This is a genomic window from Chryseobacterium metallicongregator (assembly GCF_031324065.1).
In the GTDB taxonomy this organism is placed as follows: Bacteria; Bacteroidota; Bacteroidia; order Flavobacteriales; family Weeksellaceae; genus Chryseobacterium; species Chryseobacterium metallicongregator.
This window is the reverse complement of the sequence record NZ_JAVIXS010000021.1, coordinates 221,203-245,706: the sequence shown is the minus strand read 5'-3', so window position 1 is coordinate 245,706 and position 24,504 is coordinate 221,203. Positions and strand designations below refer to the sequence as shown.

Below are 24,504 nucleotides of genomic sequence, written 5' to 3'. Positions count from 1 at the left end.
GTGTCCTCTTTGTCGGCCCAACGCTTGAATTTGCTTACAAACCTCGGCAAACGTTTAGTTAATAATACATCTGAAACTGATATTCAAATATTTATGCAAAGTTGCAACTTTTTTTTGAATATTCCATTTCATAAATTTCTATTATAAAAATAGTAAAAAAAGAAAACCGATAAAAGGATTGTGGATAAAAAAACGGAAATTGGGGTTAAATTCTTATGACAAGGCGTTTTCCACTTTCTATCTCAGCGTTCCATATCGTTTCGATATTTTTTATATCCACTTCTTGTGTTTCCATTTTAATTTTTCCTTCAACTGCTGCCTGAAACATTTCAGGGATAATTTCTGAAAACAGAAGAGCTGATTCTTCTTTTGTCCAGCTTCCCAACCCTGATCCTGAAATCTGAATATCAGTTCCTCGGAGGATCTGTGAAGACAGCTGAATGGTATCACCGCTCATTCCTCCTATAGTTACCAGCTTTGTTTGATGAGAAAAGGTTCCGTCTCCTTTGAAAGCAGACAAGATCATTTCTACAGAATGTCCCCAGATATAATCTATGATAATATCTATCGGAGTTTCCTGATGAATTTCTTTTATTTTTTGCTTAAAATCTTGATCGCTCAGTGTTAGAGAAACTACTTCATCAGCGCCAAGCTCAAGTAAAGCCTCCAGGGACTCTTCATTTCTTCCGGTAACAATAATCTTCTCTGCTCCATATAATCTGGCGATCTGAACAGCAATTCTGCCTGTAATTCCTGTTGCTCCGTTGATCAGAACGGTATTGCCCTGCTGAATTCCGGCCTTGAACTTTAATGCCATTGCAGAGCCCATAACAGCGTTGGGTAATGCGGCTGCCAGAGAAAAATCCAGTTCTTCAGGAATTGGTATAATCATTTTTTGATCAGCAACAGCTTTTTCAGCTACTGTTCCTTTTTTACTGAAAAAATAGACTTTATTTCCGTTTTCAAGATACCCTGCTCCGTCTGTTCCGATAACCGTTGGTTGATGTTCCTGGTTTTCAGTCGAATAATGATTTCCTCCAGCTCTGGCTCTGTCGAGGTTTTTAATTGAGGCGGCTTTTACTGAAATCAAAATTTCATTTTCCTGCACTTCCGGCTCTTGGAAATCTGCATATTGAGGTATGCTTCCTTTTTCAAATACTATGGCTGCTTTCATTCTTTTAATTTTTATACAAAATTAGGAGGGTAGAAGGCCGTGAAGCGATAACATTTGTTATCAGTTTGGGGAAAGGGAACTGGAAGTGGGAGGCTGGGAGTTTATAAAGCCGGTAATAGAGTTAACAAACGCAGCGATCACTAGGAAACATGATATTGTTATTATTCTTTGCGAACGTTGCGTTTAATATGAGAATTTATGCAGTTTCTTTTTAAACTTCCGGCTTACATCTTCCAGCCTCTTAAAGTCCTTCTTTCAATATTTTGCTTTTGATCCTGCTGAGATGTACAGTAGTAATACCAAGATATGAAGCGATGTAATGCTGGGGAACTCTTTTAATAATTTCGGGCTTTTGTTTAACCAGATTCAGATATCGTTGCTGCGGGGTGTCTTTAATGAATGAAAAGAAGTGTTTCATATAGTCGAATACCCTTTCAAAAAGAGCATCCATAAAAAGATTTCTGAGTTCGGAGTTTTCGTAGACTTCTTTCAGGAAGGCATCCACATCAGGTTTATTGATTTTGTATAAAATACAGGGTTCTATAGTCTCAAACGAAACCATACTTGGAAGCCCCTTTTTAAAGCTTTCAAGGGAAGAAAACATTGTATTTTCAAGAAAAAACTGGAAGGTAACGTCTTTCCCGTCATTATTATACCAGGCTCTAACGATGCCTTTTTCAATATAGAAAGCATTATAGGAAACCTCACCTTCTTTTAAAAGCAAAGTTTTGGCAGGGACTTCCATACGCTGGAAACTGCACAGAAATTTTCTCCATTTTTCTTTGGGAAAGGGAAACCTGTTTTTAATATGTTCAAACATTTCTGGGATAAAAAAAGAACGGACTGTTTGTCCGTTCTTCCTGTATTTTTAGATTAAACTCTTGATTTTAGCAATGATATCATCTCCTAACTGATCTGCCTCTTCCTGAGATTTAGCTTCAGTATAAATTCTGATGATTGGCTCTGTATTGGATTTTCTAAGGTGAACCCAATTGTTTTCAAAGTCTATTTTAACACCATCTACTGTAGAAACTTCTTCATTCTGATATTCCTGCTCCATTTTGCTTAAGATAGCGTCTACATCAATCTCCGGTGTAAGCTCTATTTTCTTTTTACCCATGAAATAGCTTGGATATCCGGCTCTTAATTCAGAAACGGTCTTGTTTTCTTTAACTAAATGTGTTAAAAACAATGCAACTCCTACTAAAGAATCTCTTCCGTAATGTAATTCAGGATAGATAATTCCTCCGTTTCCTTCTCCTCCGATGACAGCATTTTTCTCTTTCATCAAAGTAACTACGTTTACTTCTCCTACAGCGCTTGCAAAGTATTCTGAATTGTGAGTCTGTGCTACATCTCTCAAGGCACGGCTTGAAGAAAGATTGGAAATTGCTACTCCATTCTGGTGTTTTAGCAGGTAATCAGCAACAGCTACCAGTGTATATTCCTCCCCGAACATTTCTCCTTTTTCATCAATAAGGGCTAATCTGTCTACATCCGGATCTACTACAACTCCTAAGTCAGCATTTTCTTTTTTCACCAGTTCACAGATATCTCCCAAATGTTCTTTCAAAGGTTCAGGATTGTGTGGGAAATGTCCTGTAGGTTCACAGTATAATTTGATGGTTTCACAACCTAATTTATCTAAAAGCATTGGGATAGCAATTCCTCCTGTAGAGTTTACAGCATCAAGAACTACTTTAAAATTCTTCGCTTTGATTGCTTCTACATCTACCATTGGTAAATCCAGGATCTGCTGAATATGGATATCAAAAGCATCGTCTCTTGTTTCATATTTTCCAAGGTCATCTACTTCTGCATAATTGAAATCTTCACTTTCTGCCAAAGCCAATACTTCAGCACCATTTTCACCTGTGATGAATTCTCCTTTTTCGTTTAAGAGTTTAAGGGCATTCCATTGTTTTGGATTATGAGAAGCAGTAAGAATAATTCCTCCGTCTGCATTCAGCTCAGGAACCATTACCTCAACGGTAGGGGTTGTAGAAAGCCCAAGGTCAACTACATTAATTCCCAATCCCTGCAATGTAGCCGTTACTAAAGAAGAAACCATCTGACCAGAAATTCTGGCGTCTCTTCCGATAATTAGGGTAAGATCTTTTTTGTTTTTATTATTTTGAAGCCAAGTTCCGAATGCAGATGCAAATTTTACTACATCCAGTGGTGTTAAGTTATCATTTACTTTTCCACCAATGGTTCCGCGAATTCCGGAAATAGATTTTATTAATGACATGATGTTTTTACTTTTATTTTGTTCTTTCTAAATTTTCCAACACAAAGATACTTAAAAGACCCTTCAACTTATAGAACGGGAATCTTTTTTTGAATTTTATCATAGGTATTTTTCACAACTTTCGGAGGAGCAAAACGATACCCAATATATAACAGTCCATAGAGATTATTATTTTCTACAGTCTGATTGTTTTTCTGATCATAGGCATAGGTTTTAAAATTCATTTTTCCTCCGAATAAAAACCGGTCCGTATTATAACCTATATGAAGCCCGCCCTGCATTCTTATGGTAGCATACTGGGCATTTTCTTTTGATCCTCCGTTCTCAAAGTCTCTGTAACTGGAGAATTTCCCTCCAATTCCGAGGGCCAGGTAAGGGGAAATATTGACATTTTTCCCAATAACCCAATTATAGAAATATCCCATATTCCCTCCGATATTATATTGTGTCTCTTTGCTTTTTACTCCGTCAATTGTATTTCTGAAAATGGTAAGGTCATAATCCAAAAAAGGTACCCAGCTTCCACTACTTTTATATTGCCATTCGCCTTGGGTATAGATACTTCGTGCTGAAAAATTTTTATTGAGAACATAAGACGTAGATCCACCAAAAGTCTGAACTCTTAAATCCGGAAACTGGATGTAGGGGTCTCTTCCTTCCTGCCATTCGGGGGACAGATCTTTCATGTTTTCCACATAAAAGCCTTTTACATTTTTATAATAGACATTCTGAATGAATCTTCCAGGAAAAAATCTGAAACTTAAATCGGTATAAGAACTTTTCCCTTTCATTACATCATCATTATTTCCATCTAAAAATCGGGGTGCAAATGATATTGTTGCACTTATTATTCTATAATCTATGGAAAAGGAAGTTTTCGTTTTGTTGTTGATGGACAGAATTGTCTCGTTGGTGTTCTTACCCTCTCCTTCTGAAAAAACATAGCTTTCGATGTTGGTATCAAGATTCACACGAATCATCACCTGGTCTGCATAAGACTTGGTATTTGCGGTATCTGACTGTGCTTTTACCTGAAGAGCTGATAAAGAAAATAATACGAATAATCCTGCCTTTAAAAAATTCAAATCGAATAATTTACATTAGAAAAATGAAATTACTACATTTTTTTCAATTATCCGATAAACCCAATATTAAGAACAGCCGCAATCTTTATCGCAGTTGGTTCTTTTGGAGCTGAATTTCTTTGGCGCGAAATTCTTTTTGAGTACTTTAAATAAAGAGTAACAGGCAAATGTTACAATTAAGGCAATAAGTACGTACTGAATAATTAATGATGAGTCCATTACTTTAGAATCTGATATACTATCATCGACACAAAATATGCCAAACCTGTCATCATGACTACCTGAAAGCCGGTCCATTTCCAGCTTTTGGTTTCTCTGTAGACTACTGCAAGTGTAGAAACACACTGCATTGCAAATGCGTAGAAAAGAAGAACCGAAATTCCGGTTGCAAAACTGAAGACTTTTTCTCCGTTGGGTTTTACGTCTCTTCTCATTTTATCAATTACTTTCACTTCGGGAGCATCATCTTCCAAACTGTAAAGGGTAGACATTGTTCCTACAAAAACTTCTCTTGCTACGAAACTGGTAAGAATTCCTACTCCCATTTTCCAGTCGTAACCCAGCGGAGCAATTACAGGTTCTATTCCTTTACCCATTTTAGCAAGGTAAGAATGGTCTAAGTGAACATCTGTAGCCACAAATTCGTTTGTTTTCTGGCTTGGCCCAAAATAGCTTAAAAACCAGATGATGATACTTACGATGAAAATTATTTTTCCGGCTCCGGTAATGAAGTCCCATACTTTCCCCAAAACCATTTTAAAGTCATATCCGAAAAGTGGTTTTTTATAGGCTGGAAGATCCATTACGAGATACGTTTTTCCTTTACTTTTAATAAATCTTTTAAGTATTGCTGCAGAGAATAAAGCGACTAAGAAGCCAAGGAGATACATTCCCATCAAGACCAGTGCTTTATATTTGATTCCTAGAAATGTCCCTTCTGAAATAATCAGTCCGATAATGATACTGTAAACCGGAAGTCTCGCAGAACATGTCATAAATGGTGTTACCAATATCGTAAGCAATCTTTCTTTTACATTTTCAATATTTCTTGTAGAAATCACCGCCGGGATAGCACAGGCAGTTCCTGATACAAGGGGAACGATACTTTTTCCATTAAGCCCGAAAGGACGAAGCAATCTGTCCATCAGGAATACCACTCTTGCCATATATCCTGAATCTTCTAATAAATAAAGGAAATACAACAGAATTCCGATCTGTGGTGCAAACACCACAATTCCTCCAATTCCCGGAACAATTCCGTTTGAAATCAATGAATTAATTGGTCCTTCCGGAAGATGTTCGTTGGAGAATGCTGCCAGCCATGAGAAGGTCTCTTCGATCCAGTTCATAGGGTATTCCGCAAGAAAGAAAACACTTTGGAATATTACTAATAAGATCGCTAAAAAGACTACATAACCCCAGAATTTATGAACTAAAACTTTATCCAATTTTTCCGTTAATAATTCTTTGAACTGAGCTTTTTTAGAAATGACATCAGCCAGTATTTTGTCTACTTTCTGATATCTTCTTACGGTTTCCTGAACCTGAAGTCTTTTCGGCACTAAACTTTTAGAATCAGATTCATTGAGTTGTTCCATTACTGAGCCAATTCTTCCAAGATCTGTTCCCAGTGAGAGGCTCATCCATGCTTTATATTCATTGTCGAAACCTTTATGTGCTGCCAGTTTCTGAATAAAATCCCTGTGCTCATTAGGGGTTTCAAAAGAAAGGGTATTTGTTTTTACAAATTCGTTGTTGTAAACAGCTTCTCTTACTGCATCAATCCCGATTTGTTCTTTGGCATTGGTTTGAATAATTTTAATGCCTAGTGCTTCGGAAAATTTTTGAATATCAATAGTAATTCCTCTTCTTTCTGCCTGGTCAATCTGATTGACAATCAGAATCATTGGGATTCCGAGATCCTGAATCTGCTGAAACAACAGCAATCCTCTTTTTAAGCTTAATGCTTCAAGAATATAAACAACTCCTGCGTAGTTTTTCTGCTCATCAATAAGGTATTTGGAAAAAATAGCCTCATCTTCTGAGCTGGGATATACGCTGTAAGAACCTGGAAGGTCAATAACCTCAACATCCTGATCTTTATAGGTATAGTTTCCCGAATGACTTGCTACGGTAACGCCGGCATAGTTTCCAGTCTTTTGCTTTTTGTTGCAAAGCGTATTAAAAACTGTTGACTTTCCTACATTAGGATTTCCGACTAAAAGTATCTGTTTTTTCTTGTTTTCCTGCATTAATTCAATTCTTCAACAATGATGTAATCTCCTTCTTCCTCACGAAGAGCAATCCGGCTTTTTTCTGCTCCAAACTCCACATACATAGGCCCATTGAATGGTGCCTGATACAAAATTCTGAAAGAGGTTTCCGGAAGAAGCCCCATTTCAATGATTTTATTGGGCATTTTCAGATGGTCATTATCATACCCCAATATCTTCCCCATTTTGTTTTTAGGGAATCCACTTAATTTATGTAATCCTTTCTCTTTCAAAGCCTAATTTTTAGTCCTGCAAATATACGCTATTTAAATTTAATCTAAATAACGTTTTGGGATAAAAGAAATCAACCCAAACACATTGCTGTATCTGGGTTGATTCAAAATATAATTTAGTTGATATGAATGCTTATTTTTTCTTCTTGTCAGAAGCCTGTTCTTTTTCTATGGGATTATCATTGGATCCGAAGAAATCTTTCACCTGCTTTTCCAGTCTTTTCATGAAATCTCCAACTGTCCCATCTGTTCCCGGCATGGGTCTGCTCATATTTTCTGCGGTCATGTAAGGACGAGACTCTGCGAATGGATCTGCTTTGTATCCTTCGTAAGACTTCAGGAATTTTTCTTTGGATGTAGGTGTTATTGTATTGCTCATCATTCCCATCTTAGCATTGATCTTATCTGCATATGATAATTCTTCATAGTTTTCGATCTTTTTATTTCCGCTCAATTGCCATGAATAGTTTTTATCTGCGTCTTCGACTTTTACAATCAGACCAGGAAGTCCTTTAAATTTATAAGGTCCATCCTGAAAAGGAATGTCCGAACTAAACCAGGCTGTCCACTTTCTTCCTCCAAATTCTGTAGTTGCTTTCTGAGCATTGTATGCACCTACTTTTTCTTTATCAGGTAAAATACTCCATTGTAATTTCGGTTCGTCCTCGTAGGAGAATAGGTTTCTACTGATTCTATCTACATACTGAACCTTCATGTCCGGATAGCTTTTGATAATTTTATAAGAGAATTTTGGCCACTTTATAAATTTGGTCATGTCCTTGAAAGACTTGGTTTTCTCCATTTCTTCTATCTGAACTTTAATGATAGAATCCTGAGCCGGCATTGTATAATCCTGGTAGATTGATTTCTTAGGGGTAATATCAAGAATAGTAATGATCTTATCCATTCTTGCCGAATCTTTCTTCGGCTTAAAAGTCAGTTCATAAAAGAAACGGTTTGCTGTTTCTTTAGATTCCTGAGCTCCTGCAAATGCAAAAAGAGCAATAAGAAATACGGAGAATAACTTTTTCATTGTAGCAAGTTTTATATAATTAGTAATCACTTGTCTTCTTTTGTTACAGTTTTTCTGAAATTTTATTTTTCGGTAAAAAATATTCACCGTTTCAACTCTTTACTAATTAAAAAATTATGATTCTCTTAAAACAGTTTCATTTTTAAAACGCTTACCTTTAAGTTTCTAAAAAACAAAATATTATGGATACCTTATCTCAATTAAAATCTGAACTGGAGGGAGAGTTCCAAACCACAAAAAAATTTATTGAACTATTCCCTGAAGGAAAAAACGATTATGCTCCGCATGAAAAAAGTATGAAAATGATGCCACTTGCCACTCATCTTGTAGAAGTTTTTGAATGGCCGAACACCATTTTAAACACTTCTGAACTTGATTTTGGAAAAGGAGATTACAAACCTACTGTGCTTTCTACAAAAGAAGACCTTCTGAAAAAGCTGGAAGAAGATTATCAGGCTGGCAAAAAAGCATTGGAAAATAGTACAGAAGACGATCTGAACCCCAGCTGGACGATTAAAAATGACGGCCATGAACTGGCAAGCTGGAGCAAATACGGAGCAATACGCCATGCTTTAAACCAGATCACACATCACAGGGCTCAACTGGGTGTTTATTACAGACTGAACAATATTCCTTTGCCGGGAAGCTATGGGCCTTCAGCAGACCAGCAAAGCTTTTAAATTCAATATATCTCAATAAAAAAACCAATCCGGATGGATTGGTTTTTATTTTATTTAAAGTTGAATTTTACAGTAAACATTACCTGACTAGGACGAAGTTGGATTCTGCTGTATGTTGTTGCCGTTGCATTTACATCATATGTTTCAAAAACCTTTCTGTTGGCAATGTTCATCCATTTAATTTCAAAATCAACTTTCTTTTTTGCCCATGAAAACTGATACGAAATATCATAAAAAGCATTATTGTAGCTTTGATTTGCATTACTGCTATTTACCTGATCCCAATTAAATCCTATTGTATGATTTTCTAGAGGATAAAAGAATGCCGCCAGGTTATGATTATATCCGTTTCTTTTGCTTTTACCGTTAAGTTCAGAAATGAAACTTGTATTGGTTTGTTTGGTGATAGAAATACTACCATTATAATCCAAACTCATCCAGCTGAAGTATGTATTATTCAATTTAAAGCCAAAAGACTGGCTATTATTTTCACTTGCATATGCTCCCTTATTCAGATAGGCATCAGAACGTGAAGTATTATTACTATAGCTTACTGAGGCATTTGTTTTAAACTTTGGAAAATATTTTCCTACTTCTGCACTATATACATTACTTACTGCATGATTGTCTTGCTCTTTATAATGTCCAATAATAAATCCTTCGTTATTTCTCTCAGGATCAGAAATAAGGTTTCTTTTGCTGTCACTGAATCTATAATTAATATTAAAGAACAAATTATTAAGTGGATTTCTATATTCCAATCTTGTTCCGGTAGATTTACTATTATTTTGTGGTATTGGATTTTGAGGGTCCATAACATTTATACCATTTGGAGACTGCATTAAGAATCCTGCATAAGCAGTATTTACATCTCCAAAGTTGTTGTTAATATTCCCATTTACAGACGCCTTCCAAAATGAAGCAAATGAATATTGTAAGAAAATATTAGGTTCAAAAGTAATTTTATTTACAGATTTAGAAACGTTTCTTGTTGGATCATCTGCTTTAATATTGTTGGAGTTAACAGGAAGATTAGCAAAAAGCATCCATGATTCACTTTTATAATTTACTCCAAGGCTTCCATAAGGTGTAGCTATGGAATAAGAAAGATCGTTATTATACTTTTCTCCATATTCAAGATATTGTCCTGCCTGAAGGTTTGTTAATGTAGAATTAAGAGCTGTTGTCTTATAATTGAATCCTATTTCAGGTGTAAATGTCCATCCTTTTGCTGAAAATCCAACATTAGCAGAATGATTGGCTTCAAAAGTTTTTAATCTGAAATTCTGTCGCACCATTTCAGCATTGGCACCTGGCGTAAATCCAGGAATCTCAAGGTATGAAGCGGGTGTCACATCTAAAGTTTGTCTATCAGTTTGATAATTGATAAATGATTTAACATTAACCATTTTTTCCTTCCATGGGATTATCGTACTTAATGAGTTTTGGAATGATGATGTAGGTGATTCCAAAGCTTCTTCACCATGTCTGCTTGAAGTATTAGCCGATGTACTGTTTCTATCCGCTAACGCTCTGTCTGCATTCCAGAATTGAGAAAAGCTTGTCGTATTTTTAAAAAATCCTTTCTTGGCATTTTTCGTGAAAATTAATTCTCCTTTTGCTTTATCTGTATAAAAATTATTCAGGATATTTTGGATAACAGTAGATTCCCCCGATGTAGGTGTTGCGAAATAATTTTTCTGAGTATAACTTTCCCTATTTACCACATTATTAGTATAATTTGCACTGGCTTTTAATTCCCATTCCTTCTTCTTATCAATGTTTACTAAATAATTGGCTGACAGATAATGCACATTATTCATTAAGTATCTCTTTACCGGTAGATCAGGAGTGGTTGCATTTTCTACATTTAGCCAGCTATTTTGACCAGCATTAATTCTTCTGCCTTCCCATCCATTTCCGAATGCCAGAATATTTCCTTCATTTTCCACCTGCTCACCCATGTTATTGGTTTTATAATTGACAACCCATTGGCTTTTCTGTCCGAAAAACATAGGCGTCAGTTTTACATTCCAAAGCCATGGATCTCCAAATCCGGTCCCAACTTCACCTCTCCCGGTCATGGTAACAGAGTTTTTCAGTTTGATATTGATGGCTGCCTGGTCTGAAGGTACTTTATCCTGAAGTATTTTTACCGGCTGGTGGTTCTCAAGAACTTCTACTTTCTGTACAGCATCTTTAGGAAGTGAGTTGTTGATGGTTCCATAGCCCCCTTCCATCAGGTCTTTTCCGTTGACGTAGAATTTATTGATGGCATTTCCCTGGTATAGAATTGTTCCGTCTTTGTTTACTTCAATTCCCGGAATCTTTTTCATTACATCCGCAAGGGTTCTGTCGTTCTTACTATTGAAAGCCTTAAGATCGTAAGAAATGGTGTCACCTCTTGCGGTGATCATTTTGGTTTTTAGTTGTACTTCTTTAATTTCTGTAGCTTCAGACTGCATTTTAAAGTTCAGAGTCTGATCGCTGTTATTAATTTGCTTTGTAAGAGGTTTCTGATTGAATGCTTTCACTTTCAGATCTACATTGGATTCAGCGGATGTAAAAGTTACTTTATATTCTCCTTTGGAATTCGTAATGGCGTAAGCAAGAATAGCATCCTTACCTGGTTCTTCTATGGTTACACTGGCGCTTGGTATTGCCACCCCGTCATCATCAGTAATTTTTCCTGAAACCGTTTTCTGTGCATAAGTAAGTACAGTAAAGAAAAGCATCAGAAATAAAGAAATATTTTTTTTCATACCTATTATTTGCTCAATTAGTTAATCATTATAGTTTTTTGTTACACTTTTTATAAAGATGAATTTTATAGTTAAAGGTTAAATCAATATCACTACAAAAATAGTGATATTTTTCAAGCTTTTGATTTTCCTCTAAAAAAAGAAATCTTTTTAAGCAGATTCAAAATCTGTTTATTCGTTTTTGCAAATATTTATTTTATCCTAAAATCATGTTTGGCATAAAAAAATAGCAAAATAAGTGAGTGATTTATTTTTTAATTTATGTAACATAATCTGAATAGATTTTATCTTATTGACTAGATAAAAGAACAATTTTAATAAGAAGCTAAGGAATTAATAATCTTACTTATTCTAAATAGGAAAATCTGATTTGAATCATAGATTAAAAAAAAATTAAACGCTATCTCATAAATATATATTTAATAATTTTGTAACATAAAATTTATAAAATGGGAATAATTTTAAAGCCTATAGATGTTGTAGATGACATTTCGAAAGAAGAATTCTACGAAAAATATCTGAAGCCAAGAAGGCCCGTTGTCATCAAAAATATGGCAAAAAAATGGCCTGCTTACCAAAAATGGACGATGGAATATATGAAGGAGGTTGTAGGAGATGTGGAAGTCCCGCTATATGACAGTTCAAAGGCAGATCCTTCTGCTCCCATCAATGCATCAGCAGCAACAATGAAGTTCGGAGATTATATAGATCTTATCCAGCGAGAACCTACTGATCTTAGAATTTTTCTCTTCGACCCCATAAAATACGCTCCTAAACTTTTGGAAGATTATATTTCTCCTAAAGAATTAATGGGAGGCTTCCTTGATAAATACCCGAATATGTTCTTTGGAGGAAAAGGTTCTGTTACCTTCCTTCACTTCGATATCGATATGGCTCATATTTTCCATACCCATTTCAACGGAAGAAAACACATTCTTCTTTTTGATTATAAATGGAGAGAAAGACTTTACCAGATTCCTTATGCAACGTATGCACTGGAAGATTATGATATTGAAAACCCTGATTTCACAAAATTCCCTGCACTGGATGGTGTAGAAGGAATTGAATGCTATCTTGAACATGGTGATACTTTATTTATGCCTACAGGCTGGTGGCATTGGATGAAATATCTGGATGGAAGTTTCTCAATTTCCTTAAGAGCATGGGACAAATCATGGGCAGTAAAAGCACATTCTCTATGGAATCTTACTGTACAGCGTAAATTTGACGACATTATGAAGTCGAACTTCAAAAAGAGCTATATGGACTGGAAAGAGAAGATGGCAGTTAAAAGAGCAGAAATGGCCTTGAAGAGAGGCTTACCAAGATAATAAAAAAGACGTTTCAAGTGAAACGTCTTTTCTTTTTCATTCTATTATAAAAATGTTATTTCTTAATCATTTTATAGCCTTTTTCAGTCTCCTTATCTTTGATCTTCACTATGTAATTTCCTGCTGCCAGTTCACTTACATTTACAGTTCCGTTTTCTGTATCCATCGTTTCTTTTTTCACTAGCTTTCCGTTAAGATCATAAATGTTAATTTCAGAGATCTTAGTTTTATTTTTGATGTATAAAACATCTTGTGCCGGATTTGGATAGATAGATGCACGGCTCTTATCCGCTTTTGCATCAGAAACCGATAGACTGTTTGCTGAAATCTGGAAATCATCGATCCCAATAAACCAGACATCTTCTGTAGTGGAATGAAAAGCAATATAAATTGTTTGTCCTACAAAAGGAGTCAGATCGTACGTATACTGATTCCACGAAGTAGGAGGTTTTACTGCTGCAGCGAGCGTGTTGGTAAGGCCTGCAATAGTAGGAGTTGTTGTTGATACTTTTATATCCACCGTCTCAGCAAGTCCTGCCCCTCTGTTTCTTGCCCAGAAAGTAAGCTTATCAGATACTCCTGCAGTAACCACTATAGCAGGGCTTATGGCATAATCATCATGGGAAGTACTGCCATACTCCAATCCAAGGAAATGGGTTCCCGAATGAGGAGCATTGAATGAAGAGTCATAAGAACTAAAGGTTTCCCAGGTTCCGGCATCTCCACCATTAATTATTGTCCAGTCGGCAGGCATTGTTGCCGAATCGAAACTTTGAGAATATTGCGCCAGTAAACCTATTGGTACAAAGCACAGCAATGTTACGAATTGATAAATTTGTTTCATAGTGTTTGTTTTTGATACTAATTTAATAAAAAAATAAAACATTGATTAACAAATTACTATAAAAAAACATCAAAATTTTTGTGAAAAAATTTTTATAACACTCTGTAAACGGGATACTGTCTGAATGTTTTTTCTTCAAAATAAGGAGAATGTCTGTACACCCAATCTAATTGTGCATCTCCATCTTCTGATAGCTTTTTATCTGATGCTTTAGCAGCTTTAAACTCTTCTTTCAATTTTTTATCCTTTTTCAAAAGTTCAGAAGCAGTATCTTCAAAAATATAAGCAGAATAGTATTCTTTCTGTGCCAGAATTCCATCAAAGAAATTCCAGTTGAAAAATGAGTCTAAAGCCTCAGGTTCAAGGGTTTCTACAATATATTTTACACCAGGCTGATTGGTTGAAACCAGATAATCTCCGGCTGTAAATGTCCTGTTTTTCTGTGTAGCATCAACTATAGTTTCAAAATGCAGATAATGTCCTTCGTAAGGGTTTTTAACGGTTTTAAAATCCTTAATTTTATAGGACTCAACTGCTAAAGTACTGTCTTTCCGAATCGGTTTCATCTGAATATTGTTTCTTTTAAATTCTTCAATCACCCGGTACTGCGACTGCGGAATTACATAATATTTTGGAATGGTAATATATCCCGTTGGAACAGCCGTCGTAAAGAGCTTTATATTCTTTGTAAAGGGTTTATTTCTGTCATAATACAGCCTTGGTTTGCCTGAAACTTCACTGGGTTTGTATTTTCCTTCATAACCTTTAAAATCCATGGTAGAGAACTTTGTAGAATCTATTTTCCAACGGATTCCGTATGGTTTACCTGCCTGATATTGTTTTAGATTTTCTATACGAAGCTGCTTTATTTTATGATAATCTTTATCCAAATTCTGCAGATTCACCAACATATATTTGTAAGTGGCATCTACTCTTTTGTCATAAGGCTTCAGCATATGGGTTTCAGGAACGGTTCCTAAAGAATTAAAAAGGGAAGTATATCCTGTAGAGTATCGGGGAGAATCTTCAAATGAGGCAAATCCTACTTCCGGAACATCTCCGTGAATATTGACGTAGGGAGTACTTTCATACCCCAGCTTTTTCATATCCTCAAGATTTTTAGCCTGATAATCATTGTAGAAATAATTTCCAAGGGTGTTTCCCAGACGTTCTTTAAACGTAGAAATATAGGTGAATGTATATTGATAATCTGCTCCGTTGCTGACATGGTTATCAATGAAAACATCCGGTTTTAACCAATGATAAATTTCCTGAAAGCTTCTGGCATTTTTAGAATCTGCCTTGATAAAATCTCTGTTCAGATCATAATTTCTGGCATTTCCTCGGAAACCATACTGTTCCGGACCATTTTGATTGGCTCTTGAATACGAACCTCTGTTGAGCATTCCACTTACATTATACGCAGAAATAGCGGCAATGATAAAATTCTGTGGAGTTTTAATCTTTTTAGTGGCAAGATCTCTCATCATCATCATGGTTGCATCAATTCCGTCCGGTTCTCCGGGATGAATTCCATTATTGACGAAGAGAATGGCTTTGTCTTTTCTTAATTTTTCAAGATCTTTTTCAGGAAAAGGGTTATAAACCACTACATAAATGGGTTTTCCGTTGTCATCTTCTCCTTTTTTAAGGTATTGAATGGTATTGAAATTTTTCGCCAGATCCTGATAATAGCCGTTCATTTCATCGTAGGTAACCGTCTGATTTCCATTTCCTTTTTCAAAAGGAGTCTGAAATGATTTTTGAGCAAAAAACAAAGTAGAACTCAGGGTGAATAAAAGATATTTCAGTTTCATTGAAGTCATATTTTCAGACTTTAAAAGTAGTTATCTTTTAGGAGAAATGAGAATATGTTGATGGGTAAAATGTTTTTAAAATAGAAACCTCACTGGCTTTAAAAACCTGTGAGGTTTGTTTCCGATAGTATCAATTTCTGCCATTTTCTTCAGGATATAAGGAGGGAAGCGGATCACTTTGCCAGAATTGTTTGGTATCAATATCCATGATGGATAAAGATCCGGTATAGGCTGCTCCGGTATCCATATTCCAGATATTGGCTTTATTGGCGGGTATTTTGATTCCAATATCAAGAGTAGGCGTATGTCCGATGAATATTTCTTTATACAAAAGCAGTCTTTTAGGATATAATTCTGAATTCTTTTCTAGTTTTTTATCCATGGCTACAGCCGTTTCCCAGAGCGTTCTGTCCCAGCGGTAATTGCTGGAATAGACTTCTTTTTCAGGACCGTGCATAGAAGCATATCCGGCATGAATAAACAGTCGGTTCTGATCATCAATGTGATAATTTTTCATCCTTTGAAAGAATTCGAGATGAATATCCAAATCTTCAAGGGAATAATCAGCATAACTTTCTACTGTACTTTTCCCTCCATTGAAAAGCCATACATTGGGGTTTTGTCCCAAACTCAGCCAGTCTTCACACCATGCATCATGATTTCCTTTGATGAAAATACATTCCTGTCTTTCGGAAAGTTCCAGTAAGAACTGTATGATTTGTGAAGACTCGCTCCATCCGTCCACATAATCGCCGAGGAAGATCAGCCGATCATTTTCGGTCACTCCTGCTCTTTCAAGAACCTGCAACAAGGCTTTAAATCCTCCGTGGATGTCTCCTATGACTAATGTTTTGCTCATTTTACTTCGAGATATATTTTGCATCCACGAAATCTGTAAGCCAAACTCCATTTGCAGACTGATAGAAAGATAATCCTTCCTGATGCATTGTTCCGGTTCTGATGGTCAGAATCACAGGTTTGCCGTGTCTCATCCCGACCTTTGCAGCGGTCTCTTTATCAGCACTTAAGTGTACATGCTGACGTGTTCTTTTTTCAATTCCTTTTTCTAAAATGGAAGAAATATTGGCTTCTGCTGTTCCATGGTACAGAAATTCCGGAGGCTGCTTGGCTTCCAACGCCAGATCGATATCAATAGAGTGTCCCTGGCTTGCTCTGATCATGGTTTTATCTTCGTTAAAAGCAAAACGCTTTTTATTGTTGGTTTCTACTACCTCATCTAATTCTTCGGGAGTAAAAAGCATTCTCTTTTGGGCTGATTTTGCTCTTAGCTCTTCTACATCTGCCCAACCTTTTTCATCCAGTGTAAGTCCTATACTTTCCGGCTGATGCCGCAGGATCAGGCTTAAAAATTTACTTATTTTTTTCTTTTCTATTTCGTTCATGGTTTGTGTTTAATTTTATATTGATTTATTAAATTAAGAAAATCATTATCACTTTTAAAGATATTCCAATCATCATCTTTGTAAATTTCTTCTAACGTTATAAAATTACTATCTAGAGTTTCCTTTAAATATTTCAGCGCGTTTTCTTTATCATTTAAAAGAGCATAAATACAAGACATATTATATGGGTTTCCTCCTAATTCATATCCTTTTTGTGTTATTTCCAATGCTTTCCTTAAATATTTATCATCACTTAATAATTGACCTAATCTTATTAAAGAATATCCCCAATTATAAAAAGTTCTTGGGTTTTTAGGATCCAATTCCGAGGATTTTTTATATTTTTCAAGACTTTCTCTAAACAAATCCTCGCTATTTTTCAATTTTGCTAAACCAGATAACCCTACTCCCCAATTATAAAAAATAGATGCATTTTTAGAGTCTAATTCTGAAGCCTTTTTAAATCTTTCAATACTTTCCGTAAATAAAATCTCATTATTCTCATTTCTTGCTAAATTTTGTAAAGCCATTCCCCAAATATTAAAAATACTTGAATTTTTAGGATCTAATTCTGATGCTTTCTTGTATTTTTCAATACTTTCTTTTAATAAGATCTCATCATTATTATTATTTGACAAGCCAAATAAAACGTTTCCCCAATTGTAAAAAACACTTGAATTTTTAGGATCTAATCTTGATGCTTTTTTATATTTTTCAATACTTTCTTTAAATAAACCCTCATCATTTCGTTTTCCGGCTAGCCCTAAAAGAGCATTCCCCCAATTATTATAAACATACACGTCCTTAGGATTTAATTCTGATGCTTTTTTGTATTTTTCAATACTTTCTTTAAATAAACCCTCATCATTTTGCTGTCTAGCTAAACGTAATAAATAAACCCCCCAGTCGTTATAATATGAAGATAACTCTGAAACATTTTTATAATTCTTTTGTTTAGCTTCATTTTCAAAAGATAGTGCCATTTCTTCACTAAAATCTTCTTTAAGTATGGCATCAAGAATTCGTTGTTTTAAATTTTCTTCTGTTTCTTCATCTTCATATTCAGCTATTGCCTTATCGATTCTTTCATTACAGCTTATGACCATTTTTTTTACATTGTCATTTAATTCATCATCCTCTTTAATTTCATTAATACTTTGTAAAACAGATTTAACAAATGTAAATGGTCTAGAAATGATTTCTGGAGCTTCTAAATTTTTATTTAATTTCGAAAGCTCAGCATGCAATTTTAAAAAAAATGAATCTGCATAATAACCTTCTATTTTATGAGCATTTATATTCGGGGTTTCAATAAATTCTATAACAGTTTCATCCCCTTCAGAGAATTTATTCTTGATCCAAAATAATTCACTAGAAAAACTTCCCAATGATTTTATTTTCTCAAAAATTCCATCATTACCACTATAACCAACAACAATCCAAGTTCTTCTTGTTTTTATGGCATTAAATAATTGTAAAACTTCATCTTCTACTTTCTTTAATTCATCAGGATTATTTAGTAACCATTGTCCAAAATATTGCCCATGTAAATAAATTACAGAGCCTTTTCTAATATCAGTTGTTGTAATAGTTTTTATGTTGGAAATATCATAAACAGGCGGTAAAAAATTAAATAAAGTACATGCTTTAAGAATTAAATCATCAAAATTTACGGTAACAATGTAATCAACATAGCCTAATTTCAATAACTGTGCTAAATAGATGTTGGCCAAATTAAGTTTTACTTCATCTCGTGTAACGTAAAAATGAAATAGATCTCTTCTTTCATCTGCTGTTAGCGCACCCATTAAGCTATAATAATCATCATTTTTATTATTGATGCATTCTTTAATAATAGGATTATTTCCAAATTTTTCTTTAATATCTTCAACTATAGTTCCGGTAAGTGGTATACCAGCTGAAACTGATACACCAGCTCCCAAAAAAACTATTGCTTTTTCCTTTCCTTCCTGATTTCGTGCTTCATCTAACAAATAAGCTAGATATTCTATTGTGTTTTTATTCATGGTTATTCAAATTTTAATTCATTAATTTTTGATGTAATTTCTCACACAATTTCTCAATATCATCCTTTCTCACCAGCTCTGAAATCCAATCTTCCGGAATATTTTCAAATCCATAATAAATTCCTGCAATACCTCCTGTGATTGCTCCGGTGGTATCGGTATCTTCTCCTAGGTTTACAGCCTTCAAAACTGCTTCTGAATAGCTTTCTGAGTTGAGAAAACACCATAGTGAGGCTTCCAGACTGTGAAGAACATAGCCAGAAGAGCTTATTTCCTCTTCCTGTAAAGTATGCAGGGGAGCCAAATCATATTCTCCTATTTTTAGTTCTAAAATCCGATGGAATTTATCCATTTCATTTTGCGAACAAATAAGATTATAATCCAAAAATTCCCTAACTGTTTTCTGCATTGTTCTATATGCTTCCCACTTTTCTTTCCCTTTCAGAATCTCCAAAGCAAATTCCAAATAAATAAAACAGGCCAAAACTGAACGGATGTGTCTGTGTGTAATAGAGGAAACGTCTTTTATAATATCAAACCGCTTCTCAACAGGAAAATCCCTGATGTAAAATACGAGTGGTATAATTCGCATTAAAGAACCATTCCCATTGTCGAACTCAGAATTCCCACCACATAAAGTAGGAGAAACCCCTTTTCCAATTCTATGAATAGCCTGTGAAGTTGCAATGCCTATGTCAAAAACACTCCCATGAGGAGTCCATATTTCTGTATTATACCATTGCAAAAATTTCATTGCGATGTCTTTGAGATTATATCCTTTAAGCAAACTATCTGCAAGACACAGTGTCAAAGAACCATCATCACTCCATGTTCCTGCAGGTTGGTGATGGGTTCCTAAAGCACGCATTTTAGTAACAGGTGAGCACTTAAGCTGTTCTCTGCTTTTGAACTCTACCGGAACACCAAGCGCATCTCCGATGCAAACGCCCATGATTCCGGCTTTTACTTTATTTTCCATCAGGCAAGATTGACCAGTTTATCAAATAATAATTTCATTCCCTGGGTTGCTGTTTCTTTCATTACAACCGCTCTCTGCCCGTAACCAAATCCAGTTTCATTGGGATTGATAACGATTAAAAGGCAGTCATCCTTGATATCATGAATCAGTCCGGCTGCAGGATATACCTGTAAAGATGTCCCGATAACCAGTAAAATATCTGAATCTTTCACGATTTCTCTTGCATTCTGATACAAAGGAACATCTTCTCCGAACCAAACGATATATGGTCTTAATTGTGCTCCATCTTCAGCTTTGTCCCCAATTTTGATATCTTCTTTTTGTTCATAAATCAGACTTTTATTGTTGCATGAGCATGATTTGAACAATTCTCCGTGAATATGAAGAATCTTAGTAGATCCTGCTCTTTCATGAAGGTCATCAATATTCTGTGTAATGATCTGAACATCAAAATATTTTTCCAGTTCTGCCAGTAAGTGATGGGCTTCGTTGGGCTGTACTTCGTGTAGCTGGCGTCTTCTCTGGTTGTAAAATTCCAGCACCAAAGCTCTGTCTTTTCGCCATCCTTCCGGACTTGCCACATCTGTTACATTATGATTTTCCCAAAGACCGTCTCCGTCTCTGAAAGTTTTTATTCCGCTTTCGGCACTGATTCCTGCGCCGCTTAATATGGTTAGTTTTTTCATGGTTTTTTAATTTTTTCTTTTACATTCTGAAAAATAATAATGATCAAAATGATGATAAAAACAGGAATTAGTAATATCCATACTAAAATATCTATTACTCCTATGACTTCTTTTATTCTGAATTTTTCTTTCGTTTTATAGTTAATAAAATCTACAAAATTTTCTTTATTCGTAAGCTCTTTATCATACCCCAACCAGTCAAAATTTGTGATAAAATCACCAAAAATATACAGATTGGGAGATTTAGAATCAGATAAATTAAAAAAATAAAAGGTTTCAAAATCCTGTCCCACCAGAGGTTCATATTCGATATTATACTGAAAACAAAAAAGACTTTCAGTGCTCAATAAGTCCCTTTGCTTCAAAGCTTTTTTCAATTGACTTTGGTATTTTTTCAGCTTTACAATATTATTTTCCACTGGGAAAACATTTGATTTTTTTCCAGCATGTTGAAGATAATAAATATAATTTTCAGGAAACTGCAGATTCAATTCTTTTTGAAGAAATGCAATTTCTTCATTTGTCAGTCCAATATTAGGATCTTCAGGTTGATCTACGAATCTGAAATTATTTTTTTTCACAGTTGTGAAAGGTCTTTATAAATCATTTCATTTTCATCATCAAAACAGACAAAAATAACTTTCTCAATAATATCTGAATGAAATTTTCTTACTTCATCTACCGCAATTTTTCCTGCCTGTTCTTTTGGAAATCTATAAACTCCTGTACTAATATTAGGAAAAACAATCGTCTTCACATCAAGGCTTTCTGCTAAATTCAAAGAATTGCGATAACAGTTTGCCAGAAGAGTTGATTCCTTTTCCTCGTTACCGTTCCAAACAGGACCTACGGTATGAATAACATATTTTGCAGGGAGATTTCCTGCATTTGTTACTACCGCTTCTCCCGTTTTGCATTTTCCTTGTCTATTTCTGATCGCAATACATTCTTCCAATATCTGTGGCCCTCCCATTCTGTGAATAGCTCCATCTACACCGCCTCCACCAAGTAAGGATGAATTGGCAGCATTGACAATTGCATCAGCTTGGATCTTTGTGATGTCTCCTTTTATTAATTCAATTTTCATCTTAAATTGAGTTTTCTATTTAAAACCTCATCATCAAATAATAAAGGTTTTTCTTCAGGGATGATCAGATTATCTAAATTATCATTCAGTACAAACTGATATTGTTCTGTTACAAAATCTGAAATATTTTCGATCAAAAGAATATCATCCTTAGCAAAAGACTTAATAAATTCATTCCGTAAACCAATCTGTATGGCTCTTCTTTCCAGTTTATTTCCAAAAGGATCATGATCCGGATCCCACTGCAATCTCACTGAAGATTCTTTTATCTGCTTCTGCCATTCATCTCTTGCAATCCCCAAACCTTTATTGTAAGAAGAATATACAGAATTTTCCAGATATTTTATAAAAGCTTCTTTCTTCAAATGAAGTGCTAAAACACTTTGCTGACCTTCTTTTCTACCCCATCCGTTTCTGTACATCATCCAAAGAAAATTTGGCTTTATCCAAGTCATTCTTTCGAGGCTGAAACCTCCACCGAAGAATTGGTTCTTAACAGCAAATTCTCCAATTTCTTTTCTATAAGACTGATACACTATAATTTTCTCATCATCATATTGAGCCATGATGTGATATCCTTGTTCAGGCCAATCCTGCAGTTGTTCTTTATATTCTTTTAATTTGATTTTCATTGTATTTCTTCAATTGGTTTCAGCATTTCTTCTTTCTTGGTAAGTACTGCAAAAACCACTCTCTTAAATTTATTTTTATATTTTGTCAGGAGATGTATCTTTTGCCATTCCATTATTGGTAATAGTTAATTCTTTTATATTAGAAATCAGGTCTCCCAACTCCATATTTCCTGCTTTTTCAAACTGATCTCCTATAAATACTTGGGTTACTTTGATGTTTCCTACAATGGCTTTATTAAAACTCTCCAGCTCTTCTGATGGAATCCATAGTTCGTTGTGGTTTCTTGCTCCTACATTCTGAGCAGGATATTGAGCTGCCACTTCTTCCAGTACATCAAATTGGGTTACAAAACCAAGATAGTTTCCAGCTTCATCTCTGGTATTCCATTTTTCAGCAATCTCAGAAGCATACTCTTCATTAAGTACAGGATAAAAAATGGGCTGCCAATCCAATCTTGGAGGAAATTTTTCAAATCCACTTTCTATAATCAAGATCATTTCTTTTTCTCCTACTGGTCTGTATAATGTAATTGTTTTTATAACTTTAGTTTTTATTCAAAATCATATACATACACTTCCACATCTTTTGCAAGCAGTGTTCTTCCAATAATGGGTTCTATTTCTTCCCATTTTCCTCCAGCCAGACCACATCCTATTCTCGGCATATGTACTGAAGCACACTGTTCCTGAGCCTCATAAGAAAGCTTCAATAAACATTCTTCCAGAGCATTATATCTAATAGGAGGAATATCCGAATGAGTAATAATGTTATGTTGAGCAATCATATTGCAAATCCAGATATCTTTTTCTGTCTGAACCATCTGAATTTCGCCTAGGATAAAGTTTTCTTTGCTCTTAAACCATTCACGGTACGCTTGTTCCGGCTGCTTCCATCTTTTGGAAATGGTAGTTACAAAACCTTTTCCCCAACCTCCTATATCATTGCAGATATGAGAAATTATTTTGTTTCCTTCAACATTTGGTCGGATAGCGTCTCCTTTTATATATTGTATTGTTTTCATGGTCATTATTTTTCAATCATTAAATCATTCTTCTATTCTGTCATTAACTATAAAATTAATGCTTTTATCCTTCTGTTTCTTACTTCTTTAGAAATTAAAAAATCTGTTTAAAATCTTTTGAATAGGGAGAATAAGATCCGTAGACAGCATCAAATTCTATATCCAGATTTTCCAGCTTAAATTGCTCATCCATCTGATCCAAACAGGTAATCACAAGGTTCTTTTTAGCCGGAAATACATAAGCTCCATCTAACTTCAAAGCATAATTCAAGAGGCTGTAATCTATTTTTCCTGTTCTTAACTCCTTCTGATATTCATTAAATGTACAGGTTTCTTCTTCATTATTTTTCAGATTCATTTGTTTTTCATTGCTCATCCAGCCGTTTCCGTGACGGGTTGCATAGCTTCTGGTGACATAATACATTTCAATGTCTTCAATTTTTAAAAGCTTACAGATTTCGTATGCATTTTTTGAAGTGGTATGAGCATAGGTCACATTGGGAAAAACGCCATGATCCATATCGAGTAAAATACCCTGGCTTCCTTCAAAAATAAGGTGGTTGAATGAAGCCAGCCAGGTATAATCATTTATTTCCCAATCAATTTTATCAATAGCCTCTAAAAAAGGGTTCAAGAGTTCGCTGATCTCATTCTCTTCGACAAAGCCATAATAATAAGCAATCCCTTTTAGTTTTTCCATGAGCATTTCTCTTGGTCCAATAAGATCTATCGCAAAAAGTTTATAAGGACTTTCGTTTCTTTTCATCGTTGCTCCTATTCCTTTTCCGCAGGTTCCGTGTTCCAGATTTCTGGTATTGGTTCTGTTCTGCCATACATCAAAAGGAGTGGTCACTTTTGCCAATGGATGAATATGCAGTTCAATATTTCCATTCTTTGATTTTAATTCTTCTCTTTCATTGAACAGAAAAACAGGGTGTATCGTACAGTGCTCGGTAAAGTAAGAAGGCAGCCCTCTGAGTGCTCCGCTTGCAAAACTGGAATGTACATGTTTTCTTTCATCCATCATTACGGTATGTGCCGCCTGCTGACCTCCTGAAAATCTGATCACAACAGCCTCAGGATGCTGAGAAGCCAGAAAATCTGTGGTAATTCCTTTCCCTTCATCACCAAAACCTAGTCCTATTACGATTTGCGCCTTTTTCATGTCCTTTTATTTTAAATGTC

The 24,504-nt window shown here is 35.1% G+C and carries 23 protein-coding genes; 2 read left to right on the top strand and 21 right to left on the bottom strand.

What is annotated here, in order from left to right; translation table 11 throughout:
- Positions 1-205: 205 nt before the first annotated feature.
- From REB14_RS23485 to REB14_RS23455, 7 genes are all read right to left on the bottom strand, one after another.
- On the bottom strand, positions 206-1,174 hold the full coding sequence (locus tag REB14_RS23485; RefSeq protein WP_309523440.1) for a quinone oxidoreductase family protein: 969 nt from the start codon (positions 1,172-1,174) through the stop codon (positions 206-208).
- Between the two features lie 241 nt (positions 1,175-1,415).
- A complete protein-coding gene (locus REB14_RS23480; RefSeq protein ID WP_309523439.1) occupies positions 1,416-1,994 on the bottom strand; it encodes a Crp/Fnr family transcriptional regulator in 579 nt (192 codons plus the stop codon).
- Between the two features lie 48 nt (positions 1,995-2,042).
- Positions 2,043-3,425, bottom strand: a complete 1,383-nt coding sequence (gene glmM / locus REB14_RS23475; protein ID WP_309523438.1) for a phosphoglucosamine mutase — start codon at positions 3,423-3,425, stop codon at positions 2,043-2,045.
- 68 nt (positions 3,426-3,493) lie between these two features.
- Positions 3,494-4,510, bottom strand: a complete 1,017-nt coding sequence (locus REB14_RS23470) for a DUF4421 family protein (RefSeq protein ID WP_079243653.1) — start codon at positions 4,508-4,510, stop codon at positions 3,494-3,496.
- A gap of 218 nt (positions 4,511-4,728) precedes the next feature.
- Positions 4,729-6,762 (bottom strand): ferrous iron transport protein B, encoded by a 2,034-nt coding sequence (feoB, locus tag REB14_RS23465; RefSeq protein ID WP_309523437.1) that lies wholly within the window; start codon positions 6,760-6,762, stop codon positions 4,729-4,731.
- Positions 6,762-7,016 carry a FeoA family protein gene (locus tag REB14_RS23460; protein WP_105682883.1) on the bottom strand — a complete coding sequence of 85 codons (255 nt, stop codon included), beginning with the start codon at positions 7,014-7,016 and terminating at the stop codon, positions 6,762-6,764. Before REB14_RS23460 ends, feoB begins: the two co-directional genes overlap by 1 nt.
- Positions 7,017-7,149: 133 nt before the next feature.
- A complete protein-coding gene (locus REB14_RS23455) occupies positions 7,150-8,049 on the bottom strand; it encodes a GLPGLI family protein (protein ID WP_309523436.1) in 900 nt (299 codons plus the stop codon).
- Between the two features lie 182 nt (positions 8,050-8,231).
- Between REB14_RS23455 and REB14_RS23450 the strand changes: the two genes are divergently transcribed.
- Positions 8,232-8,729, top strand: coding sequence for a DinB family protein (locus REB14_RS23450; protein ID WP_079243656.1), 498 nt, complete (start codon positions 8,232-8,234; stop codon positions 8,727-8,729).
- A 50-nt stretch (positions 8,730-8,779) separates the two neighbouring features.
- On the opposite strand, the gene REB14_RS23445 is transcribed toward REB14_RS23450, so the two are convergent.
- Complete coding sequence (locus REB14_RS23445) at positions 8,780-11,491, bottom strand: carboxypeptidase regulatory-like domain-containing protein (RefSeq protein WP_309523435.1); 2,712 nt, start codon at positions 11,489-11,491, stop codon at positions 8,780-8,782.
- Between the two features lie 449 nt (positions 11,492-11,940).
- On the opposite strand from REB14_RS23445, the gene REB14_RS23440 reads away from it, so the two are divergent.
- On the top strand, positions 11,941-12,822 hold the full coding sequence (locus tag REB14_RS23440) for a cupin-like domain-containing protein (protein WP_309523434.1): 882 nt from the start codon (positions 11,941-11,943) through the stop codon (positions 12,820-12,822).
- A 55-nt stretch (positions 12,823-12,877) separates the two neighbouring features.
- Here the strand turns inward: REB14_RS23440 and REB14_RS23435 are convergent, their stop codons facing one another.
- The 13 genes from REB14_RS23435 to REB14_RS23375 all read right to left on the bottom strand — a co-directional run bounded on the left by REB14_RS23435 (position 12,878) and on the right by REB14_RS23375 (position 24,484).
- Positions 12,878-13,666, bottom strand: a complete 789-nt coding sequence (locus REB14_RS23435) for a T9SS-dependent choice-of-anchor J family protein (protein WP_309523433.1) — start codon at positions 13,664-13,666, stop codon at positions 12,878-12,880.
- Between the two features lie 92 nt (positions 13,667-13,758).
- The gene (locus tag REB14_RS23430) at positions 13,759-15,483 is read right to left on the bottom strand and encodes a M14 family metallopeptidase (protein WP_309523432.1); all 1,725 of its coding nucleotides are present in this window, start codon (positions 15,481-15,483) and stop codon (positions 13,759-13,761) included.
- 130 nt (positions 15,484-15,613) lie between these two features.
- Positions 15,614-16,342 carry a metallophosphoesterase family protein gene (locus REB14_RS23425; RefSeq protein WP_309523431.1) on the bottom strand — a complete coding sequence of 243 codons (729 nt, stop codon included), beginning with the start codon at positions 16,340-16,342 and terminating at the stop codon, positions 15,614-15,616.
- Position 16,343: 1 nt separating this feature from the next.
- On the bottom strand, positions 16,344-16,886 hold the full coding sequence (locus tag REB14_RS23420) for an RNA 2'-phosphotransferase (RefSeq protein WP_079243662.1): 543 nt from the start codon (positions 16,884-16,886) through the stop codon (positions 16,344-16,346).
- Positions 16,883-18,913, bottom strand: a complete 2,031-nt coding sequence (locus REB14_RS23415) for a tetratricopeptide repeat protein (protein WP_309523429.1) — start codon at positions 18,911-18,913, stop codon at positions 16,883-16,885. The genes REB14_RS23420 and REB14_RS23415 overlap by 4 nt, the downstream gene beginning before the upstream one ends.
- A 13-nt stretch (positions 18,914-18,926) precedes the next feature.
- A complete protein-coding gene (locus tag REB14_RS23410; RefSeq protein WP_309523428.1) occupies positions 18,927-19,892 on the bottom strand; it encodes an ADP-ribosylglycohydrolase family protein in 966 nt (321 codons plus the stop codon).
- A complete protein-coding gene (locus tag REB14_RS23405; protein WP_309523427.1) occupies positions 19,892-20,578 on the bottom strand; it encodes an SIR2 family NAD-dependent protein deacylase in 687 nt (228 codons plus the stop codon). The genes REB14_RS23410 and REB14_RS23405 overlap by 1 nt, the downstream gene beginning before the upstream one ends.
- Complete coding sequence (locus REB14_RS23400; RefSeq protein WP_309523426.1) at positions 20,575-21,159, bottom strand: hypothetical protein; 585 nt, start codon at positions 21,157-21,159, stop codon at positions 20,575-20,577. Before REB14_RS23400 ends, REB14_RS23405 begins: the two co-directional genes overlap by 4 nt.
- Positions 21,156-21,665, bottom strand: a complete 510-nt coding sequence (locus REB14_RS23395; protein WP_309523425.1) for an O-acetyl-ADP-ribose deacetylase — start codon at positions 21,663-21,665, stop codon at positions 21,156-21,158. Before REB14_RS23395 ends, REB14_RS23400 begins: the two co-directional genes overlap by 4 nt.
- Positions 21,662-22,297, bottom strand: a complete 636-nt coding sequence (locus REB14_RS23390; protein WP_309523424.1) for a DUF4291 domain-containing protein — start codon at positions 22,295-22,297, stop codon at positions 21,662-21,664. The genes REB14_RS23395 and REB14_RS23390 overlap by 4 nt, the downstream gene beginning before the upstream one ends.
- A 75-nt stretch (positions 22,298-22,372) precedes the next feature.
- On the bottom strand, positions 22,373-22,795 hold the full coding sequence (locus tag REB14_RS23385) for an ADP-ribosylation/crystallin J1 (protein ID WP_309523423.1): 423 nt from the start codon (positions 22,793-22,795) through the stop codon (positions 22,373-22,375).
- Positions 22,796-22,848: 53 nt separating this feature from the next.
- Entirely contained in the window at positions 22,849-23,319 is a 471-nt protein-coding gene (locus REB14_RS23380; RefSeq protein ID WP_079244025.1) for a macro domain-containing protein, read from the bottom strand.
- A 94-nt stretch (positions 23,320-23,413) separates the two neighbouring features.
- The gene (locus REB14_RS23375) at positions 23,414-24,484 is read right to left on the bottom strand and encodes an adenylosuccinate synthetase (protein WP_309523422.1); all 1,071 of its coding nucleotides are present in this window, start codon (positions 24,482-24,484) and stop codon (positions 23,414-23,416) included.
- Positions 24,485-24,504: the final 20 nt, after the last annotated feature.

Excerpts from the sequence above, each read along its gene's own strand:
- REB14_RS23485 (WP_309523440.1), bottom strand. The coding sequence starts at position 1,174 with ATGAAAGCAGCCATAGTATTTGAAAAAGGAAGCATACCTCAATATGCA.
- REB14_RS23480 (WP_309523439.1), bottom strand. The coding sequence starts at position 1,994 with ATGTTTGAACATATTAAAAACAGGTTTCCCTTTCCCAAAGAAAAATGG.
- glmM (WP_309523438.1), bottom strand. The coding sequence starts at position 3,425 with ATGTCATTAATAAAATCTATTTCCGGAATTCGCGGAACCATTGGTGGA.
- feoB (WP_309523437.1), bottom strand. The coding sequence starts at position 6,762 with ATGCAGGAAAACAAGAAAAAACAGATACTTTTAGTCGGAAATCCTAAT.
- REB14_RS23455 (WP_309523436.1), bottom strand. The coding sequence starts at position 8,049 with ATGAAAAAGTTATTCTCCGTATTTCTTATTGCTCTTTTTGCATTTGCA.
- REB14_RS23450 (WP_079243656.1), top strand. The coding sequence starts at position 8,232 with ATGGATACCTTATCTCAATTAAAATCTGAACTGGAGGGAGAGTTCCAA.
- REB14_RS23445 (WP_309523435.1), bottom strand. The coding sequence starts at position 11,491 with ATGAAAAAAAATATTTCTTTATTTCTGATGCTTTTCTTTACTGTACTT.
- REB14_RS23440 (WP_309523434.1), top strand. The coding sequence starts at position 11,941 with ATGGGAATAATTTTAAAGCCTATAGATGTTGTAGATGACATTTCGAAA.
- REB14_RS23435 (WP_309523433.1), bottom strand. The coding sequence starts at position 13,666 with ATGAAACAAATTTATCAATTCGTAACATTGCTGTGCTTTGTACCAATA.
- REB14_RS23430 (WP_309523432.1), bottom strand. The coding sequence starts at position 15,483 with ATGAAACTGAAATATCTTTTATTCACCCTGAGTTCTACTTTGTTTTTT.
- REB14_RS23425 (WP_309523431.1), bottom strand. The coding sequence starts at position 16,342 with ATGAGCAAAACATTAGTCATAGGAGACATCCACGGAGGATTTAAAGCC.
- REB14_RS23420 (WP_079243662.1), bottom strand. The coding sequence starts at position 16,886 with ATGAACGAAATAGAAAAGAAAAAAATAAGTAAATTTTTAAGCCTGATC.
- REB14_RS23415 (WP_309523429.1), bottom strand. The coding sequence starts at position 18,913 with ATGAATAAAAACACAATAGAATATCTAGCTTATTTGTTAGATGAAGCA.
- REB14_RS23410 (WP_309523428.1), bottom strand. The coding sequence starts at position 19,892 with ATGGAAAATAAAGTAAAAGCCGGAATCATGGGCGTTTGCATCGGAGAT.
- REB14_RS23405 (WP_309523427.1), bottom strand. The coding sequence starts at position 20,578 with ATGAAAAAACTAACCATATTAAGCGGCGCAGGAATCAGTGCCGAAAGC.
- REB14_RS23395 (WP_309523425.1), bottom strand. The coding sequence starts at position 21,665 with ATGAAAATTGAATTAATAAAAGGAGACATCACAAAGATCCAAGCTGAT.
- REB14_RS23390 (WP_309523424.1), bottom strand. The coding sequence starts at position 22,297 with ATGAAAATCAAATTAAAAGAATATAAAGAACAACTGCAGGATTGGCCT.
- REB14_RS23385 (WP_309523423.1), bottom strand. The coding sequence starts at position 22,795 with ATGATCTTGATTATAGAAAGTGGATTTGAAAAATTTCCTCCAAGATTG.
- REB14_RS23380 (WP_079244025.1), bottom strand. The coding sequence starts at position 23,319 with ATGAAAACAATACAATATATAAAAGGAGACGCTATCCGACCAAATGTT.
- REB14_RS23375 (WP_309523422.1), bottom strand. The coding sequence starts at position 24,484 with ATGAAAAAGGCGCAAATCGTAATAGGACTAGGTTTTGGTGATGAAGGG.